The sequence below is a fragment of the Hymenobacter crusticola genome, from assembly GCF_002154225.1.
GTDB lineage: Bacteria > Bacteroidota > Bacteroidia > Cytophagales > Hymenobacteraceae > Hymenobacter > Hymenobacter crusticola.
The window spans coordinates 273,623-294,578 of sequence record NZ_MTSE01000006.1 but is presented as its reverse complement, the minus strand read 5'-3'; the positions used below and the strand labels follow the sequence as shown (position 1 = coordinate 294,578).

Below are 20,956 nucleotides of genomic sequence, written 5' to 3'. Positions count from 1 at the left end.
TCTGGCGTTTCCGGCAGTGAACCGAGAGAGCATCCTGCACTTATCAAATAAATAGATGGAAAAAGCTGCTTTCTGAATGCCTGAGTAGTGAATGATAATATCCTATAGTAAGTAGATAATAACGAATAAGGGCGCTGATTAAGGAACAATCATATTTGCATACCAGCTTAGCTAGCCTTTTTGCTCAGCAGATTTTTCGGATAACGAAACGCTTCTTTTGCTCCATAAAAACTTAACGATAATCCAATCTTGAGTTTTTGCAAAATAGGGTCGTCGTTATTTATGCTGCTTTTCTGGTGTTTACGAAAGTTGGTTTTAAAAATGACCAACGTTTTAATTCTGCATCGAATTAATTAATAGCTGTGCTAGCCATGGAGTCTACTGCGAGGAAGGAAGTTCTATTAGTGGCGAGTGGTGACCTGCGGCTCGCGGCCAACCAGGATTGCTGGGCCGCTCAAGCCGAGATGGAGCGCCTGCTGACGGCTGCTTTGGAAAAGCAAGGCTGGTCGGTGAAGCGGGCCCACCCGTACGACGCGGAAAAGCAGCACGGCTTCATCGACTCGCAGAAGATGGGCATGGAGGTGTTTCGCCACCTCGATCCGCAGCAGCCCCTCATCGTGGCCGAAAGCGTGTGGCAGTACACCCACCACGTACTGGCTGGCCTCACCACGCACCAAGGCCCCATCCTGACGGTGGCCAACTGGAGCGGACAGTGGCCCGGCCTCGTGGGCATGCTAAACCTGAACGGCTCCCTGACCAAAGCCGGCGTGACCTATAGCAGTCTTTGGAGCGAAGACTTCACGGATGAGTTTTTCGCGCAAGGCTTGCAGGAGTGGCTTACCACCGGCACCATCACCCAAGACGACAGCCACGTGACCGACCTAGCTTCCGTGGAGCTGCCGGCCGAAGACGAGCAACTAGGTCGCGACTTTGCCAGCAAGCTCAAGCGCGACAAAGCCATCATGGGCGTGTTCGACGAAGGCTGCATGGGCATGTACAACGCCATCATCCCCGACGAGCTGCTGCACCCCACGGGCCTATTTAAGGAGCGCCTAAGCCAATCGACGCTGTACGCCACCATGCGCACCGTAACCGACGCGGAAGCCCGCCAAGTGCTCGATTGGCTGCTGGCCAAAGGCATGAAATTCAACTGGGGCACCGACGACGCCACCGAGCTAACGGAAGCCCAGACCTTGGAGCAGTGCAAAATGTACATCGCCGCCGTGCGCCTGGCCGATACGTTCGGCTGCGCCACCATCGGCATTCAGTACCAGCAAGGTTTGAAAGACCTGACCCCCGCCAGCGACCTGGTCGAAGGCTTGCTCAACAACCAAGACCGTCCGCCGGTATTCTCGGAGGCAGGGGAGGAGCTGTACGCCGGCCAGGCGCTACCGCACTTCAACGAAGTAGACGAGTGCGCCGGCCTCGATGCCTTGCTCACCTACCACCTGTGGCAAAAGCTAGGTCTGCCCGGCGAAACCACGCTGCACGACCTGCGCTGGGGCCAACACTTCACTGGCAACGGTATCGACGATTTTGTGTGGGTATTCCTGATTTCGGGCGCCGCGCCGCCAGCGCACTTTGTGGGTGGCTACCAAGGCGCTAGCAGCGAGCGGCAGCCGCCCATGTACTTCCGCCTGGGCGGCGGCAGCCTGAAAGGCGTAAGTCGGCCCGGCGCTATCGTGTGGAGCCGCGTGTACGTGATGGACGGCAAGCTGCACTGCGACCTAGGTGTGGGCGAAGCCGTAGCGCTGCCCGAAGCCGAAACCCAGCGCCGCTGGCAAGAAACCACCCCGCAGTGGCCCATCATGAACGCTACGCTGAAAGGCGTGAGCCGCGACCAGATGATGGCCCGCCACAAAGCCAACCACATCCAAGTCGTGTACGCCACCGACGAAGCCAGCGCCCAGCGCGCCTGCCGCATCAAGGCGGCGGCCATGGCTGAGCTAGGCCTTGAGGTGCATTTCTGCGGAGCTGTGGAATTAGCCGAAAGCGCCCAACCAGTTGAGCAAGCCGAATTGGCTCAATAAGACTCGGTAAAAGCCCCGCTCAGCTTCCTTTCCGAACGTTGCCCCTGCCAATTCCCACTCTCCCTCTCCAAGCTATGAAACGAATTCTCCTGTTGTTGTCGGTCTTGTTGCTGCTCGTTGGGGCAGCGCAGGCCCAGACGCGCACTCTTACCGGCCAAGTGGTGAGCAGCGACAAAGGAGAAGCGCTTCCTGGCGTAACGGTAGTGGTGAAGGGCACAACCAACGGTAACTCAACTGATGGTGAGGGTCGCTTCACCATTCAGGTACCGGATAAAAGCGAGGTCACTCTTACCGTTTCCTATCTAGGTTATAAAAGCCAGGAACTGCCCGTGAGGCCTGACCAGACACGGGTGGAAATTCGGCTCTCGCAAGAGGCTGCGGCGCTCGATGACGTCGTGGTAATTGGCTACGGAACCGTGAAAAAACGCGACCTGACCGGCTCGGTATCTTCCGTGAAAGGTGAAGAAGTAACTAAGCTACCGGTAACCACCGTGACGGAGGCGCTCCAGGGTAAAATCCCGGGCGCCGATATCACCCGTGCCAACGGTTACGCCGGTCAGGGAGCGTCTATCCGGATTCGGGGTAACCGCTCTATTGCTAACCCGAGCGCTTCCAACAACGTGCTCTATATCGTGGATGGGGTGCAGGGCGTGAACGCCGCCGACATTGACCCCAACGATGTGCAAAGCATTGAGGTGTTGAAAGATGCTTCCTCCACGGCCATCTATGGTTCCCGTGGGGCCAATGGCGTTATTATTATCACCACGAAGCGCGGCAGCACCGGCAAGCCCAAGATTTCCTTCAATGCCTACTCCGGCATCACGAAAGTGGCCGGCTACGGCGAGTTTATGAGCGGACCCGAATACGTAGCGTTCCGCCGTGAGGCCTTCCGCGCTGCTGGCACCTGGAACAGCCCCGAAGACGATTCTAAAGTATTCAACCCCAACCAGCTAGCGGCCATTGAAAACGGCGAGTACGTGAACTGGCCCGATCAACTGCTGCACAAGGGCATGCAACAGAACTACCAGGTTGGTTTGTCTGGTGGCTCCGAGAACACGAAAGTGTACTTCTCGCTGGGCTACTACGACGAGAAAGGTCTGCTGAAGCTCGACCGTTTTAAGCGCTATACCACCCGCGCCAACGTCGACCAGATCGTGAATAAGTGGTTGAAGGTGGGGGTGCAAACCCAGCTAGCGTACATCAACAACGATATCCGCCGCGACCCGTTCAACATCGCTTCGCAGATTGCCCCGCTCGGCCAACCCTACGACGACGAAGGTAACCTGATCGTCTTCCCACTGGGCGGCACGCAGGTGAACCCCTTGGCCGACGAGCAGCCCGGCGCTTACCAGCGCAACACCAAAACCAACCGCATCACTGCCGCCGCTTACGTGGAGATGACACCGCTGGATGGGCTGAGTGTGCGCTCAACCTTCGCGGCCAACTACGCTACGTCGGAAGCGGGCAGCTTTTACGGCCGGAACACTATTGACGGGCGTGGGGCCAACTCGCAGGCTTCCATCACGAACAACCAAAACCGGAACTTGAGTTGGGAAAACGTATTGACGTACAAGAAGGATGTGGGCGAACATTCGTTCACTTTCACGGGAGTAGCTAGCTATCTGTCGTTTACCAACACGTCGAGCTTCGCGGGCGGCAACAACCAGGTGCTGCCTTCGCAATCGTTCTACAACCTAGGTTCGGCCAACCAGAACCCTTTCTACGGCAGCGGCTTCTCCGAAAACAAACTGATTTCGTTTACGGGTCGCGTCAACTACAGCTTCAAAGGCCGCTACCTACTTTCCGTGACCAACCGCGCCGATGGCTCTTCGAAGCTCGCGCCGGGGCATAAGTGGGCCAACTTTCCCTCGCTGGGCTTAGGGTGGCGCCTGATCGATGAGCCGTTTATGCAGAACCTGAAGGTCGTCACCGAGCTGAAGCTGCGCGGCTCTTATGGCTTGTCGGGTAACGACGTAATTAACCCGTATGGCACGCAAAATTCGCTGACTAATACGTCGTTTTCGTACGGCGACGCCAACGCTGCGCCCACCTATACTATCTCGCCCACTATCGGCAACGCCAACCTAGGTTGGGAGAAAACTTATACGACGGACTTCGGCGTGGATTTCGGCTTCTTCGACAACCGCATCACCGGTACCGTCGACTACTACGACGCCAAAACCAAGGACCTGATTTTTCCCTACACACTGCCGCTGCTGACGGGCGTAACGACGGTAAACCGCAACATCGGCCGCACCCGCAACAAGGGTATTGAGGTGTCGTTGACTTCGCAAAACCTGACGGGCAAGAGCTTCACGTGGTCGACCACAGCCACCTTCGCTCGCAACAAGGAAACCATTGTGGAGCTGCCCAATGGCAATGTGATTGCCGATGACTACCGCAACTCCCTCATTCAGGGTCAGCCCGCGCAGATCTACTACGACTACGTGAAAACCGGCATTTGGCAGCTAGGTGAGGAAACCGCTGCCGCGCAGTTCGGCGCTATTCCCGGCGACCTGAAGGTGGCGGATATCTCCGGTCCCGACGGTGTGCCCGACGGCAAAATAACCTCTGCCGATCGTAAGGTGATTGGCTCGCGGGTGCCAGCCTGGACGGGTGGCCTCAGCAACGACTTCCGCTACAAAGGCTTCGATTTGAACGTGCTGTTGGTGGCCCGCGTGGGCCAGTGGATCAGCTCCGACTACTACGCCAAGTACACCCGCAGCGGCGTCAACAACGGCGCCCGCGTAGACTACTGGACGCCCGAAAACCCCACCAACGAGTATCCGCGTCCCCACGCCACTCGCTCGCTGAGCTACGTGACCACTCTCACGGAGCGCCAAGCCTCGTTCGGCAAAGTACGCAACGTGACCCTAGGGTATACCATTCCGAAGTCGATTGTCGGGAAAGCCAAAATCGACAACGTGCGGGTGTATGTGTCGGGTCGTAACCTTTACACGCTCAGCGACATCAAAGACTTTGATCCGGAGGGTGAGGGCGTTATTGATAGGCCGTTGAACCGTGCCTATGTAATCGGGCTGAACGTGGGCTTTTAATTCGACAGTCAGCCATGAACAAGAACATTCGTCTCCTGACTCTCGCGCTGCTTGGCCTAGCTACCACGGCCTGCGAAGAACAGCTGGAAGAGTATAACCCAAGTGGGGCTACGGCTGAGGCCGTGTTTACTACCCCCGAGGGAATAGAAACGGCCATCAACGGCACCTACACCTACAACCGCGCTATCTACGGCAAGGAGTCGGGCTACGCGCTGTTGGAAATGGGTACCGATATCTGGACCAGCGCTGCCAACAACGGCGCTACGTCGACCAACGGCGTGACCCCGCAACCGTCGCTGATGACCTACCAAGGCCTGAATGCCGACAACGTGTGGGTGAAAAACAACCTATGGCAGCAGTGCTACGCCGGCATCAACCTCTGCAACCAAGCTATGAAGTACATCGGCACGGCGAACGTAACGTCGGCCCGCCGGCCGTCGGCGGAAGCTGAAGTCCGCTTCATGCGCGCTTGGTACTATTACCTGCTGGCAGAAAACTTCGGGGCGGTACCACTGCGCCTAGAGCCAACCGAAGGCGTGGTGACTACTGCCACCCGCGCTTCCGTCGACGATGTGTATACCCAGGTGCTGCTCGACCTAGAGTTTGCCTTGGCGAACCTGCCCGTGACGTTGGCTGCTTACCCGGCTCCAGCTACCGCTAGTGACTATGGCCGCATCACACGACCGGCCGCTGAGGCTTTCGCCGCGAAGGTGTACCTCACGCGGGGCCAATACCAGCGCGCCGCCAACTACGCCCGCAAAGTAACAACCGGCTACACCAGCCAGGGCATCCGCCTCGTCGCCAGCTACGCTGACCTCTGGAACATCAACAACCAGCGCAACTCGGAGGTGCTGTGGGCGGTGAACTACTCCACCAACCTGACCTTCAACGCGGGCAGCAACCTAGGGCACACCTTCTTTTTGATGGAGTACAACACGTTGCCCGGCATGACGCGCGATGTGACCAATGGCTTCGCCAATGTGCGCTACATGCCCACGCGCTTCCTGCTGAGTCTGTATAACGAGCAGAATGACAGCCGCTATACGGCTTCTTTTAAGCAGGCATGGCTAGCTAACAACAGTGCTACTATTCCGCGCTGGAGCCAAGCCGAAGTGAGCCAGAACGCTGCCCTAGCGCCGCTACTGAATCAACCTAAGTTTGCTGTGGGCGACACCGCCGTGCTGACCACCAAGCGCAGCATCCCAGACTTTCAACAGCGCTACACCCCGCGCTTCCGCTTCCGCACCTACGATATCGACGATATCTACAGCGCCGACGGCACACCCAAGGACCGGTTCCACTATCCATCCTTACGGAAGTTCGACGACCCAACCCGTGCTTCGGCCACAGAAACACAAAGCTCCCGCGATGTATTCATCCTGCGTGTCGGCGACATTGCCCTGATTGGGGCGGAGGCCCAAGTGCGCCTCGGCAAAGCCGACTCGGCCGCTTACTACGTGAACCTAGTGCGCACTCGCGCCGCCCTGCCCGGCCGCACGGCCGCCATGCAGGTCACTGCCGCTCAGATGAACCTAGACTTCGTTCTCGACGAGCGCGCCCGGGAGCTAGCCGGCGAGCAGGTGCGCTGGCTCGACCTCAAGCGCACTGGCAAGCTGCTAGAGCGTGTGCGCAATTACAACCCCGACGCCAAAAACGATATCAAGGACTTCCACTTGCTGCGCCCCATTCCGCAGAGCGACATCGACGCCGTGACGAGCAAAGGTGACTTTATGCAAAATCCTGGTTACTAGCTTCTAAGAAGCCATAAGATCCGGCAATACGATAGTTGATTTCCACAAAGTACCATGAATAAGAACCTAGCTTTCCTTACTCTTCTTGTGGCAGCCGGTGCGGCGCGGCCGGCGTGGGCACAGTACCCTACCATCCCGCCCGACGTGGAAGCCAAGGCCGAAGCCTACCTCGCGGCCGCCGAGAAGCACTCGGATGAGATGTGGGCGAAGGCGCTGCCCATTGTAGAAAAGGAAGCGAAAGCCGGGAAGCCGTTCGTGCCGTGGGCCGCCAAGCCGTCGGACTTGCCCCAAGCTAGCATCGTCGCTTTCCCCGGCGCTGAAGGTGGGGGTGCTCACACGTTTGGTGGGCGCGGAGGCAAGGTGTACGTCGTAACGACCCTGGCCGACAGCGGCCCTGGTAGCCTGCGCGAAGCCTGCGAACAAGGTGGCGCCCGCATTGTGGTGTTCAACGTGGCGGGTATTATCAAGCTACAGAGCCCCATTATTATTCGGGCCCCCTACATCACTATTGCCGGCCAAACGGCCCCTGGCGACGGCGTGTGCGTGGCCAACGAGTCGGTGTGGCTGAACACCCACGACGTAGTGGTGCGCTACCTGCGGTTCCGTCGGGGCGCTACGGAGGTGGGCCGCCGCGACGATGCCCTCGGCGGCAACCCCGTGGGCAACATCCTGATCGACCACGTGTCGGCCTCTTGGGGCTTAGATGAGAACATGTCGATGTACCGGCACGTGTACCACAACCCCGAAACCGGCAAGGCCGACAAGCTGCCGACGGTGAACGTGACCATCCAGAACTCCATCTTCTCGGAGGCGCTTGACTATTATAACCATGCCTTCGGCAGCACCATCGGCGGGCTGAACAGCACCTTCGTGCGCAACCTGTGGGCCAACAACATTGCCCGCAACCCCTCGGTGGGCATGTATGGCGACTTTGGCTTTGCCAACAACGTGGTGTTCAACTGGTGGAACCGCTCGGCTGACGGCGGCGACAACCGCTCGGAGTACAACTTCGTGAACAACTACTACAAGCCCGGCCCCATCACGCCGATGGATAAACCCATCAGCTACCGCATCCTCAAGCCCGAAGGAAGCCGCGAGAAAGAGCTGAAAAATGTATTTGGCAAAGCTTACGTAGCTGGTAACATTGTTGAAGGTAACGACAAGATTACCAAGGATAACTGGGCCGGCGGGGTGCAAGTGGAAGACGTGCCCGAGCCGGAGAAGATCCTAGCTAGTATCCGCACCGACAAGCCTTTCCCGCTGCCGAACGTGACCGTAATTCCGGCCCAGGAAGCCTACCAGTATGTGCTAGCCAACGCGGGGGCTACCCTGCCCAAGCGCGACGCCGTAGATGCCCGCATCGTGGAGGATGTGCGCACCGGCAAAATCACCTACGCCAAGGACGCGAAGCCCTACGCCAAGAGCCCCTACATCAAACGCCGCTTGCCGGAAGATTCTTACAAACAAGGTATTATCACCGATCCGCAGCAAGTAGGCGGCTACCCCACCTACCAAGGCAAGCCCTACACGGACACCGACAAAGACGGCATGCCCGACGACTGGGAAAAAAAGCACGGCCTCAACCCCAAAGACCCCACCGACGCCAGCAAGGACCGCGACAAAGACGGCTACACCAACATCGAGGAGTTCTTGAACAGCGCCGTGGAAATCCAGAAAGTGAAGCCCGCTGCATCAGGTCAGCGCAAGTCGTAAGGATGAGCTAGAACTAAAGCTAGGTCTAGTTCCCCTCCTTTTTTAAGGAGGGGTGCCCGAAGGACGGGGTGGTTAAAGTCGTTGAACGACAGGCTAGATCTAGGTTTCTAATTCTAACCGAACCACCCCCAACCCCTCCTTGAAAAAAGGAGGGGAGCTGTTAGCCTCTAATGCTAGCCTCTAGCAGAGAATTGAAAGTGAAAAAGTGATTTATATCCGTGTTTTATAAGCTATTACTAAAGGAAATGTGTCGTGTTGAGCCGGCTAAACGAAGGAAGACGCAAGCTAAGCAGCTCTTTCGCTCTGACGTGGGACTCGGAGCGGGGGAGGTGCTTCGGCCGGCTCAGCATGACACGCTTTCCTCTTCTTGACGAACGTAAAAGCGCAACACCCGACTACCCAGAACCGAAAACCGAACCTAGATTTTGATACCCCCTCGTCCGCTTTCTGTGTCTGGTAGAAAGAGTCTGCCGCTTCAACTACTTACGTGGGTGGTTGTGGGGTGCTTGGCTTGGCCTAGCTCCGCAAGTGCCCAAAAGCCCAAAGTCGTTAAGCCGCTACCCCCGCTCTCAGCCGAAAAAGGCGACAAGCTGGTGTACGTGGCTGATGAGAAAGGCAACCGCATTCCAGACTTCTCTTACTGCGGCTACGCGGCCAGCGAAAAAGCCATTCCAGACGCGCCCGTGCGCATCCTGGTACCCCTAAAATCCGGCGACGCCACCCAGCGCATTCAAGCCGCCCTCGACTACGTCGCCACACTACCGGCTAGCCGCGACGGTATCCGCGGCGCGGTGTTGCTGGAAAAAGGCACCTACGAAGTAGCCGGCGGCTTGCAGATCAAAGCCTCGGGCGTGGTGCTGCGCGGCAACGGTATGGGCGAAGACGGCACCATCTTGCTAGGCAGCGGCCTGAGTCGCGAAACGCTTGTTCGCATCCTAGGGAAGAACGACCGTAAGCTCGCCGCCGCCGCGCCCGTGGCTGATGCCTACGTGCCGGTAAACGCCACCAAGATTCGCGTGGCAAAAGCCGGCGCCTTCAAAGCCGGCGACCAAGTGCTGGTGCACCGGCCTACGACCAAGGAGTGGCTGCAAGAGCTAGGTACGCTGGAGTTTGGCGGCGGTATCTCGGCCCTCGGGTGGAAGCCCGGCACCCGCGAAATCGACTGGGACCGGCAAGTGGTTGCCGTGGAAGGCGACGTGCTAACCCTGGACGCCCCGCTCACCACTGCCCTCGACGCTACCTACGGCGGTGGCACCGTGCGCACCTACCGCTGGCCGAGTCGCATCACGCAAGTAGGGGTCGAAAATCTGCGTTGCCGCTCCTCCTTCGACGCCAAGAACCCCAAAGACGAGGCGCACCGCTGGATGGCCATTTCCCTCGAAAACACCGCCGACGCCTGGGTGCGCCAGGTGGTGTTTGAGCATTTTGCCGGTTCTGCCGTGGCAGCTTTCGAAACGGCCAAGCGCGTGACGGTGGAAGACTGCAAGAACCTAGCTCCGGTATCGGAAATAGGCGGGCAGCGCCGCAACGCCTTCTACACCAATGGCCAACAAACGCTTTTCCAGCGCCTCTACTCCGAGCATGGCTACCATGATTTTACCGTGGGGTATGCCGCGCCCGGCCCAAATGCCTTTGTGCAGGGGCAAACGTACGAGTCGCTGAGCTTCAGCGGCGCTACGGATAGCTGGGCCTCGGGCGTACTGTTTGATGTGGTAAACATCGACGGCAACGCCCTGAGCTACGCCAACCGCGGCCAAGACGGGCAGGGTGCCGGCTGGTGCGCCGCCAACAGCGTGTTCTGGCAGTGCACCGCCGCCCGCATCGACTGCTTTCAACCCCCCACGGCCCAAAACTGGGCGTTTGGCAGTTGGGCCCAATTTCAGGGCAATGGCTACTGGGGCGAGTCGAACAACAGCATTCAGCCGCGCAGCCTCTACTACGCCCAACTCGCTGAGCGCCTAGGTAATAACCTAGCTGTGAAGCCGCACGTGATGCCGGTGCAAACCGAAGCTTCCAGCAGCCCGAGCGTGAAAGTGGCGAATGAGCTAACGGCCAACTCGACCCAACCCGCCCCGCAGCTTGCCAACTGGATTACCCAAGCCAGCCAGCGCCAGCCGATTTCGGTGGCAGCCGGTGGGGTCAAAACCATTGATCAAGTAAAAACAAAGTCCTCGGCCAGCCAGCCGTCGGCGGCGCCCATGCGCGTCGTCAACGGCTGGCTGGTGCGAGGCACCAACCTAGTGACCGGCAGCCGCCAAGATGTGCCGTGGTGGAACAGCAGCGTGCGGCCCGAGGTGTTGAAGTCGGCTGGCGAAGCCATTACGCGCTACGTGCCCGGTCGCACCGGCCGCGGCCTCACCGACGACCTAGCCCAGCTCACCGACTCCATGCTCAGCCGTCACCAAGTGGGTATCGAGCAGAACTACGCCCTCTGGTACGAGCGCCGCCGCGATGACCACGAGCGGGTGCGCCGCCTCGACGGCGACGTATGGCCACCGTTCTACGAAGTGCCCTTCGCCCGTAGCGGCCAAGAAACCGCCTGGGACGGCCTGAGCAAGTACGACCTCACCAAGTACAACCCGTGGTACTGGGGCCGCTTGCGCCAGTTTGCCGACCTAGCCGATCAGAAAGGCTTGGTACTTATCCACCAGAACTACTTCCAGCACAACATCATCGAAGCCGGCGCCCACTACGCCGACTTCACTTGGCGCCCCGTTAACAACATCAATAATACGGGCTTTCCCGAGCCGCCCCCGTACGCCGGCGACAAGCGCATCTTCATGGCCGAGCAGTTCTACGACGTCAACCATCCGATACGGCGGGCGTTGCACCGGGCTTATATTCGGCAGTGTCTCAATAACTTCACGGCGAATAACGGCGTCATTCAGCTGATCGGGGCGGAGTTTACGGGGCCGCTGCATTTTGTGCAGTTCTGGCTCGATACCATCAAGGAGTGGGAGCAGGAAACCGGCAAAAACGCCCTCGTGGGCCTAAGCACGACCAAAGATGTGCAAGACGCCATCCTGGCCGATCCGGCTCGCGCCGCCGTGGTCGACATCATCGACATTCGCTACTGGCACTACCAAGCCGACGGGAAGGCTTACGCGCCAGAAGGCGGTCAGAACCTAGCTCCGCGCCAGCACGCGCGCTTGCTCAAGCCCAAAGCTAGCTCCTTCGACCAAGTGTACCGCGCCGTGCACGAGTACCGCCAGCGCTACCCCGAAAAAGCCGTTATCTACTCCGGCGACGGCGCCGACAAGTTTGGCTGGGCCGTGCTAATGGCCGGTGGTTCGCTGCCCGATGTGCCAGCCGTGCCAGAAGCTAGGTTCCTGGCGGCTGCGGCCGCTATGCCCGTGGCAGCGCAGCCCACGGAGCAGCCAGAAAATACGGCCAAGCAGTTTGCCCTAGTTAGCCCCGGTAAGTCCTACATCCAATATTGCGACGCCAATATGCCCGCCCAAATTGATCTGAGCAAAGCCACTGGCTCGTTCCGGGTGCATTGGCTCGATGCAAAAGATGGTCACCTTATCGGGAAAGAGCAGAAGGTGAAGGGCGGCAAAGCCTTGGAACTGAAGAACCCGCAAGCCTCGCCCGCTATCCTGTGGGTGGAGCACGCATAATCCAAAAAGAACGTCATGCTGAGCTTGCCAAAGCATCTTTACCACTTCGTTGAACAATTGTAGAGACGCAACACTTTGCGTCTCCTCGTTGAACGATCTGCCTAGAACGACCTAGGTAAACAACCTCAGCAACGACGAGACGCAAAGTGTTGCGTCTCTACACCGGGCAACGATGCGAGAGCTTCAACCAGCTCAGCACGACACGGAATAAGTAGTCTCTCTCAGTAATCAGATGTCTATAAAAGCGCGTACCCCTTTTCTGTTTCTCCTGATTTCCCTGCTGGCGGCCTGGACGCCGGTGGAGCCCACCGGCAAGCTGAAGGTGTCGGCCAACGGTCGGTACCTGACGACGGAGAACGGCAAGCCGTTCTTCTGGCTGGGCGACACCGGTTGGCTGCTATTCAACAAGCTCAAGCGCGAAGAAGCCGAAACCTACCTCGAAGACCGCCGCAAAAAGGGCTTCAACGTGATTCAGGTGATGGTGCTGCACCAAGTGCCGGCCGTGAACGTGTACGGCGACTCGGCCCTGGTGCGCGCCGACGTGGCCCGGCCCCTGACCACCCAAGGCAACACCGCTACCGACCCCGCACAATACGACTTTTGGGACCATGTCGATTACATCGTCGACCTAGCCGCGAAGAAAGGCCTCTACATGGGCATGGTGCCGGTGTGGGGCACCAACGTGAAAAACGGCAAAGTGACCCAGAAACAAGCCAAAACCTACGCCACCTTCTTGGCCGAGCGCTACCGCAACCGCCCAAACATTATCTGGCTCAACGGCGGCGACATTGCTGGCTCCGACTCCCTACAAGTTTGGAATACCATCGGCGCCACGCTGAAAGCTAATGACCCCAACCACCTGGTAACGTACCACCCGCGCGGCCGCACGCAGTCGTCTGATTGGTTTCATCAGGCCAAGTGGTTGGATTTCAATATGTACCAATCGGGCCACCAGCGCTACGAGCAGGATACGTCGCGGAAAGAAAAGAACCACTACGGCCCCGATAACTGGCGCTACCAGCAGGCTGATTACAAAATGACGCCTACCAAACCTAGCCTCGACGGCGAGCCTTCCTACGAAGGCATCCCGCAGGGCCTCCACGACATCACGCAGCCCCGCTGGACCGATGCCGACGTGCGCCGCTACGGCTACTGGTCGGTGTTTGCCGGTGCTTTCGGTTACACCTACGGCCAGAACTCGGTGATGCAGATGCACAGCAGCTTCGACAAAGGCAGCGCCTACGGCTCGAAAGAGCTGTGGTCGTCGGCCATCAACGCGCCGGGCTCCGCGCAGATGGTGCACCTGAAAACACTGATGCTTTCACGGCCTTATTTCGACCGGGTGCCTGACCAGTCGTTGATTGCCGGCGAAGCAGGCCAGAAGTACGACCGGCTAGTGGCCACCCGTGGCAAGAACTACGCCTTCATCTACACTTACAACGGCCGGAACATGAAGGTGAACCTAGGCAAAATCGCCGGCGCGAAGGTGAAAGCCTCTTGGTTCAGCCCCCGTGATGGCAAGACCACGGCCATCGGTACATTCCCCAATAAAGGCACGCAAGAGTTCAACCCGCCGGCCGAGAAGAAGGATGGCAACGACTGGGTGCTAATTCTGGATTCGGTGTAGAATGATTGTGCAGATGTTGAATAATCTAAAAAGAACGTCATGCTGAGCTTGTCGAACCGAAGGAAGGCGTAAGCCAAGCATCTCTCCCGCTCCGCCAGCCTGTCATATCGACCAACGGGAGACATCTCGCGTGCAGTAGTAACTCCAATCGTCAGGTTGCCATTGCAACGACCGCACGCGAGATTTCTCCTATCGTCGGAATGACGTTCTAGTAATTAGTAAAGATGCTTGGCTTACGCCTTCCTTCGGTTCGACAAGCTCAGCATGACACGTTCTAGTGTTTTGATTTAACCTAATGACAATCAAGTATAAAGCTGTACGCTGCCTAACCTCGCTGCTGTGCGCAGGGCTACTGGCGTCCTGCTCCAAAGACGTGTACCTATTCACGTCCTTCCACGAGCCGGCCAACGAAGGTTTGCGCCTGCTCTACAGCTACGACGGCTACAAGTGGCAGGACCTAGGTAAAACCTTCCTCACCCCGCAGGCCGGTCCGAGCAAGCTCATGCGCGACCCGTCCATCACGCAAGGCCCCGATGGCACCTACCACCTCGTCTGGACCTGCGGCTGGAAGGGCGACAAAGGCTTCGGCTATGCTAGCTCCAAAGACCTGATTCACTGGTCGTCACAGCGCTTTGTTGATGTGATGAGCCACGAGCCGACCACCGTAAACGTGTGGGCGCCCGAGATTTTCTACGACAAGCCTACCCAGCAATACCTCATCGTGTGGGCCTCGACCATTCCCTTCCGCTTCCCGAAAGGGCAGGAGGACGAGGACAACAACCACCGCCTCTACTACACCACCACGAAGAATTTCCAAACCTTCACGCCCGCCAAGCTCTACCTAGACCCTGGGTTCAGCGCCATCGATTCGGAGGTGCTCCAGCGCGGCCCCGGCGACTACGTGCTGGTCGTGAAGGACAACACCCGGCCCGAGCGCGACATTAAGGTCGCTTTCGGCCCCACGGCCCTAGGTCCGTTTCCGAACGTGTCGAAGCCCTTCACGGCCAACTTCACCGAAGGCCCAAGCGTGGCCAAACTGCCGCACGGCGAGTGGCTAATCTACTACGACGCCTATCGCGAGAAGAAGTACGGCGCCATGAAAACCTCTGATTTTAAGACGTTCACCGATGCCTCCGCGCAAGTGAGCGTGCCGGTGGGGCACAAGCACGGCACCATCTTCATGGCCCCGCGCAAAACCCTCAAGAAACTACAGCAAGCATCACCCGCGGCTCCGGCCGTCGGCGCCACCTCAAGCAGCGTAAAACCATGAATAAGGGAATAGCTAGAAAACTCTGCCGTCTGGCTCCCCCGCAAGCGCTTGATGCGCGCCACCCTTTGGAGAGGGGGCTGGGGGGTGAGGCGAATCGTCTGCTCATCACTACCGCGCTGCTAGGTCTGCTCGGCCTAGGTTCGGCGCACGCCCAAGAAACCATCCGCTACACCGGCACCACGCTCAGCAACGTGGATTACCACCACGGGCAGCTGCGCCCGGTCATTGGCGTTCACAATCAGCAGGTACTACGGGCCGACCGCGAGCATCCGACTGCCGCCAACGGCGAGGGCTGGACGTATAATCACGCCCCGATGCTGGCGTATTGGAAAAATCAGTTCTACCTGCAATACCTGAGCAACCCCGTTGGGGAGCACGTGCCGCCGGGGCGCACCCTGCTCCTAACCTCCAAGGACGGCCGCACCTGGAGCAACCCCACGGTGATCTTCCCGCCCTACAAAATCCCGGACGGCGTCACGAAGCCCGACCAGCCGGGCAAAGTGGCTAAGAACCTCGACGCGGTGATGCACCAGCGTGTCGGCTTCTACGTGTCGAAGAAAAACCGCCTGCTTACTCTAGGCTACTACGGCATTGCCCTCGATGCCAAAGATGACCCCAACGACGGCCAAGGCATAGGGCGGGTGGTGCGCGAAGTGCTGCCGGGCGGCAAATACGGCCCCATCTACTTTCTGCGCTACAACAAGACTTGGGACCAATCGAAGTCGACGTATCCTTTCTACAAGAAGAGCAAGGACAAAGGCTTCGTCGCGGCCTGCGAGGAAATCTTGGCGAACCCGCTGATGATGCAGCAGATGGTGGAGGAGCAAGACAAGGACGACCCGCTTATCCCCATCCACAAAGACTACAAAGCCTTCAGCTACTATCACTTGCCCGATAACCGGGTGGTGGGCCTCTGGAAGCACGCCCTGACAACCATCAGCCCCGACGGGGGCAAGAGCTGGCCGAATCCGGTTATTCGGGCGCCGCACTTCGTGAATAGCAACGCCAAAATTTGGGGGCAGCGCACGTCCGATGGCCACTACGCCACGGTGTACAACCCGTCCGAATTCCGGTGGCCGCTGGCCGTTTCGCCCAGCGCGAATGGCCTCGATTATACCGACTTGTGGCTGGTACACGGCGAGATTTCGCCCATGCGCTACGGCGGCAACTACAAGTCGTATGGCCCGCAATACGTGCGCGGCATCCAGGAAGGCGACGGCACGCCACCCGACAAAAACATGTGGGTGACCTACAGCATGAACAAGGAGGACATCTGGATTTCCTCGGTGCCCGTGCCCATGCGCGTGAAAACGGACGCGCCAGCGAATGAGGTGTTTGCCCAAATGCCCGCCGGCCAGGAGCTAGCTAACTGGAACACCTACAGCCTCGTGCAAGCGCCCGTCGGCATCGACAAGCTGCCCGACGGCTCGAAGGGTTTGGTCCTCAAAGACTCCGATAAGTTTGATTACGGCACCGCCGAGCGGATCATTCCGGAGGCCAAAAATATGGTGGCGGAGTTCTCCATCATTCCCGCGCAAAACGACAAAGGCCTGCTCCAAATCGAGTTTCAAGATGGAAAAGGCCTGCCTGCGGTGCAACTCTCCTTCGACTCGACCGGTACGTTGATCTATAAAGCCGGCGCCCGCTTCAAGGGTGTGACTAAGTACCAAGCCGGTCAGCAATACGACCTACGCGTAACGCTCGATGCCCCCAACCGCACCTGCACGGTAGCGGTGAATGGCGGCAAAACCAGCACGTTCATCTTCTACGCGCCGGTGCCTTCCTTTGAGCGCATCCTGTTCCGCACCGGCGAAGCCCGCCATTACCCCACCCCCGACACCCCCGCCGACCGCGACACCGACCTGCCGCACACCGGCGACTCGGAGCCACTCGCGACGTTCTACTTGAAGTCGTTGAAAACTTCGACCACTGACCTAGCTCCGAAAGCTTCTAAAGATGTGGGAGCGAAGTAGCCCTAGTGTGGGCGCCTCACCCCCCGGCCCCCTCTCCGAAAAGGAGAGGGGGAGCCACGGCGGCGCGACGTGTTTTTAACTTGTTCGTTTTGGATTGGATGGAACCCACTGAACCTTATCTACCTCAAGACAAGATTTTCACTGCTAATAAAAATCAGTACAGCAAGCTAGATCTGAAGGGACGGGCCAGAAGAATGCGCCATGAGCCAACGGCCGCTGAAGACAAGCTTTGGCAACAGCTACGAGGAGGTCAGCTTGGAGTGAAGTTCCGTCGGCAACATAGCATCGACCGCTACATCGTAGACTTTGTGTGTCTTTCACATAAGCTAATAGTAGAACTAGACGGCGCCGGACACGCAGAACCCGATCAAGCCGATTACGACCGTGGACGTTCTGCTCTACTAGAAGAGCTAGGCTATTGTATCCTACGCTTCTCCAACGAGCAAGCCCTTAACCAAATGGACGCAGTTCTCGCCGCCATCAAAACCAATCTATAAAATAAATAGTCCCACTTACCATCACCGTCGTCAGGCTCCCCCTCTCCATTTCGGAGAGGGGGCCGGGGGGTGAGGCGCCCACCAGAACAACATGCCCAAATACCTACTCATCCTCCTGCTACTTATCCCCCTGAGCCTCCGCGCTCAGACTACCGAAACCCAGTACCTCTCCGGCACCGACAAAGACCACACGGTGAAGTGGAAGTTCTTCTGCACGGCCGGGCGCAACTCCGGCAAGTGGACCACCATTGGAGTGCCCTCCAACTGGGAACTGCAAGGCTTCGGCAAGTACAACTACGGCCACGACAAAGACACGGCGCGCGGCAAGGAAAAAGGCCTGTACAAGTACTCGTTCAAGGTGCCCGCCAACTGGCAAGGCAAGACGATCAACATCGTCTTCGAAGGCGCCATGACCGACACGGAGGTGAAGATCAACGGCCAATCGGCTGGGGCGATGCACCAAGGGTCGTACTACCGCTTTAAGTACGATATCAGCAAGCTGTTGAAGTACGGCAAAACCAACCTGCTCGAAGCCACCGTCGCCAAACACTCCGCCAACGAATCGGTGAACGGTGCCGAACGGCGCGGTGACTTCTGGATTTTCGGCGGCATCTTCCGGCCGGTGTACCTGGAGGCGTTGCCGCCCCAGCACATCGAACGCATAACCCTCGACGCCAAAGCCGACGGCAGCTTTAAATCCGATGTATACCTAGGTGACGGCACCAGCGCCGACGAAGTAGTAGGACAACTTTATACGCTTGATGGTCAGAAGGCTGGACAAGAGTTCAAGGGTGCCGTGACTGGCGGCAACGCTACCGTACACCTCGAAACCAAGCTACCTAGCCCCCGCCTCTGGACGTCCGAAACGCCGAACCTCTACCGCGTGGTGATGACCCTGCGCCAGGGCGGCAAGGCGGTGCATACCGTCAACAAGAAGTTTGGTTTCCGGACGGTGGAGCTGCGCGAGCGGGAAGGCTTCTACGTGAACGGCACCAAGATCAAGTTCAAGGGCGTGTGCCGGCACTCGTTCTGGCCTAGCTCAGGTCGCACCATGAGCAAGGCGCTGAGCATTGAGGACGTGAACCTGATGAAGGACATGAACATGAACGCCGTGCGCATGTCGCACTACCCACCCGACGAGCACTTCCTGGAAGTGTGCGACTCCCTCGGCTTGTTCGTGCTCGACGAAGTGGCCGGCTGGCATGCCGCCTACGACACCCAAGTGGGCACCAAGCTGACCGAGGAAATGGTGAAGCGCGACCAAACTCACCCGAGCATTGTGGTGTGGGTCAACGGCAACGAGGGCGGCCACAATTTCGACCTCGACCCCGTGCTCGACCGCATGGACATGCAAAAGCGTCCTGTGGTGCACGCCTGGCAAGTATTCCGCGGCACCGATACCCAGCACTACATCAACTACGACTACGGCAACGGCACCCATCTGCAAGGGCACAACATCGTATTCCCAACGGAGTTTCTGCACGGCCTCTACGACGGCGGCCACGGCGCCGGCCTGCAAGATTACTGGGAGCAGATGTGGCGTGAGCCGCTCTCAGCTGGTGGCTTCCTCTGGGACTTCGCTGACGCCGCCGTGGTCCGCACCGACAAGGGCGGCATCCTCGACGTCGACGGCGACCATGCCCCCGACGGCATCCTAGGTCCCTACCACGAGAAGGAGGGGAGCTACTACACCATCAAGGAAGTATGGAGCCCCGTGTTCTTCGAGCGCCGCGAAATCACGCCCGCCTTCGATGGCACGTTTCGGGTCCAGAACCGCTACCACTACCTCAACCTCAACCAGTGCCGCTTCACCTGGAAGCTAGCCCAGCTACCTAGCCCCGGCAGCAAAGCGGCGCCCGTCACCAAAACCGGCACCGTCACCGCCCCGAGCATCGCGCCCACCGAGTTTGGTCCGCTCAAGCTAAGCCTGCCCGCCGACTGGCAGCAGCAGGACGTCCTCTACATCACGGCCATCGACCCCGCTGGTCGCGAAATCTACACCTGGAGTTGGCCCATTGCCCACCCGGCCCAGGTAGCCCAGCGCCTCGTCAGCAAGCAGGGCGGCAGCGCGGCCACGGTGTCAGAGAGCGACTCGCTTTACACGGCCTCGGCCAATGGTATCACGCTTGCCTTCAGCCGCAAAACCGGTTTGCTGCGACAGGTGCGCAACGCCAAGGGTATCATTCCGCTGAGCCACGGCCCCGTGCTAGCTGAGGGCGAAACGGCCTTTGAAGGCCTGAGCCAGCGTCAGGAAGGACAAAATGTAGTTATCGACGCGAAGTTTGGAAAGGCGAGCCGCTACCAGTCGTTGCAATGGACGGTGTACCCCTCGGGCTGGGTGAAGATGACGGCCAAGTACTTCCCCAAAGACTATGATTTCCAATTGGCCGGCCTAAGTTTCAACTACCCCGAAAAAGAAGTAAAAGGCATTCAGTGGCGCGGCGACGGCCCCTACCGCGTGTGGAAGGACCGCCTGAAAGGCACCAACCTAGGTGTGTGGAGCAAAGACTATAACAACACCAGCACCGGCGAGCCCGACGGCACCAAGTCGCCCGTCTACCCCGAGTTCAAGGGCTACTACTCCAACTTCTACTGGCTCACGCTCCAGACCACCGGCCAGCCCCTCACCATCCTCTGCGACCAGGAAGACGTGTACTTGCGCCTGTTCACGCCCCGCTTCGGCGCCAAGCCCTACAACACGGCCCCACCCTTCCCCAGCGGCAACCTCTCCTTCATGCACGGCATCCCACCCATCGGCACCAAATCGCAGAAACCCGAGAACATGGGTCCCATGGGTCGCGCCAACATGTACTACGACTACAGCAAAGACCCCTCCTACGCCAAGGAAATGACCTTGTACTTCGACTTCTCTGGCAAGCAAGCGCAAGCACCCACTGTAGGACAGCGGTAAACGCTAATTCTCATATAAGCCGCAGATAGTAAGTTGATGACTACTATCTGCGGCTTTCTTATGTATTATGGTAAAGAAATACCTACGCAAGCGAGAACCCTTAAGAGAAACGAAATGGCAAAGAAGCAGGCAGATCTTCAAAATGAGGCAGTTAGAAAATATTCGTTTCTGAAGGAGATGTACGAAGACTCTTATTTTCCACCCAAGCTTGTTGATAAAGGCAAGAAAATCCTAGCGGAATTGTGCTTGCAAATCGAACGAGAGCAGCCAAAGACGTTAGAGGAATTGTATAAACTGACACATTCTGCGACTGATGATTTTAATGAGTTACAAGAAGAATTCTTGGAAGCAGATAGTGAGATAGAAACAGCTGCGAGAGACTGCATTGGAAGTGATTTTGACTTTATCGCAACAGCTTATGGATTTGAGGCTGATGGAGAAGAGCTGATAGCGACTCGAGAGTGGTAAGAATGGATAAGTGAGCAACTAAAACGTGCTTTGATGTTTT

The 20,956-nt window shown here is 58.3% G+C and carries 11 protein-coding genes; all 11 read left to right on the top strand.

The annotated features are described in order from the left end of the window. The first annotated feature begins 371 nt into the window (after window positions 1-371). Window positions 372-2,030 (top strand): fucose isomerase, encoded by a 1,659-nt coding sequence (locus BXP70_RS14025; protein ID WP_086594722.1) that lies wholly within the window; start codon window positions 372-374, stop codon window positions 2,028-2,030. A 74-nt stretch (window positions 2,031-2,104) separates the two neighbouring features. Continuing rightward, window positions 2,105-5,086 (top strand): SusC/RagA family TonB-linked outer membrane protein, encoded by a 2,982-nt coding sequence (locus BXP70_RS14020; RefSeq protein WP_086594721.1) that lies wholly within the window; start codon window positions 2,105-2,107, stop codon window positions 5,084-5,086. A gap of 14 nt (window positions 5,087-5,100) precedes the next feature. Further along, window positions 5,101-6,837 (top strand): RagB/SusD family nutrient uptake outer membrane protein, encoded by a 1,737-nt coding sequence (locus BXP70_RS14015; protein ID WP_086594720.1) that lies wholly within the window; start codon window positions 5,101-5,103, stop codon window positions 6,835-6,837. A gap of 54 nt (window positions 6,838-6,891) precedes the next feature. Continuing rightward, on the top strand, window positions 6,892-8,550 hold the full coding sequence (locus tag BXP70_RS14010) for a pectate lyase family protein (RefSeq protein WP_086594719.1): 1,659 nt from the start codon (window positions 6,892-6,894) through the stop codon (window positions 8,548-8,550). Window positions 8,551-8,999: 449 nt separating this feature from the next. Then, complete coding sequence (locus BXP70_RS14005) at window positions 9,000-12,170, top strand: DUF6298 domain-containing protein (RefSeq protein WP_245849632.1); 3,171 nt, start codon at window positions 9,000-9,002, stop codon at window positions 12,168-12,170. Window positions 12,171-12,402: 232 nt separating this feature from the next. Further along, a complete protein-coding gene (locus BXP70_RS14000; RefSeq protein WP_086594718.1) occupies window positions 12,403-13,797 on the top strand; it encodes a glycoside hydrolase family 140 protein in 1,395 nt (464 codons plus the stop codon). Window positions 13,798-14,092: 295 nt separating this feature from the next. Next, window positions 14,093-15,067, top strand: a complete 975-nt coding sequence (locus BXP70_RS13995) for a glycoside hydrolase family 43 protein (protein WP_086594717.1) — start codon at window positions 14,093-14,095, stop codon at window positions 15,065-15,067. Beyond that, complete coding sequence (locus tag BXP70_RS13990) at window positions 15,064-17,040, top strand: exo-alpha-sialidase (protein WP_218779791.1); 1,977 nt, start codon at window positions 15,064-15,066, stop codon at window positions 17,038-17,040. Before BXP70_RS13995 ends, BXP70_RS13990 begins: the two co-directional genes overlap by 4 nt. Window positions 17,041-17,138: 98 nt before the next feature. Continuing rightward, window positions 17,139-17,537: an endonuclease domain-containing protein gene (locus BXP70_RS13985; RefSeq protein WP_086594716.1), complete on the top strand. Its 399-nt coding sequence runs from the start codon at window positions 17,139-17,141 to the stop codon at window positions 17,535-17,537. 91 nt (window positions 17,538-17,628) lie between these two features. Continuing rightward, window positions 17,629-20,448 (top strand): glycoside hydrolase family 2 protein, encoded by a 2,820-nt coding sequence (locus BXP70_RS13980; protein WP_086594715.1) that lies wholly within the window; start codon window positions 17,629-17,631, stop codon window positions 20,446-20,448. Between the two features lie 114 nt (window positions 20,449-20,562). After that, window positions 20,563-20,916, top strand: a complete 354-nt coding sequence (locus tag BXP70_RS13975; RefSeq protein WP_086594757.1) for a DUF5713 family protein — start codon at window positions 20,563-20,565, stop codon at window positions 20,914-20,916. The last annotated feature ends 40 nt before the right edge of the window (window positions 20,917-20,956 follow it).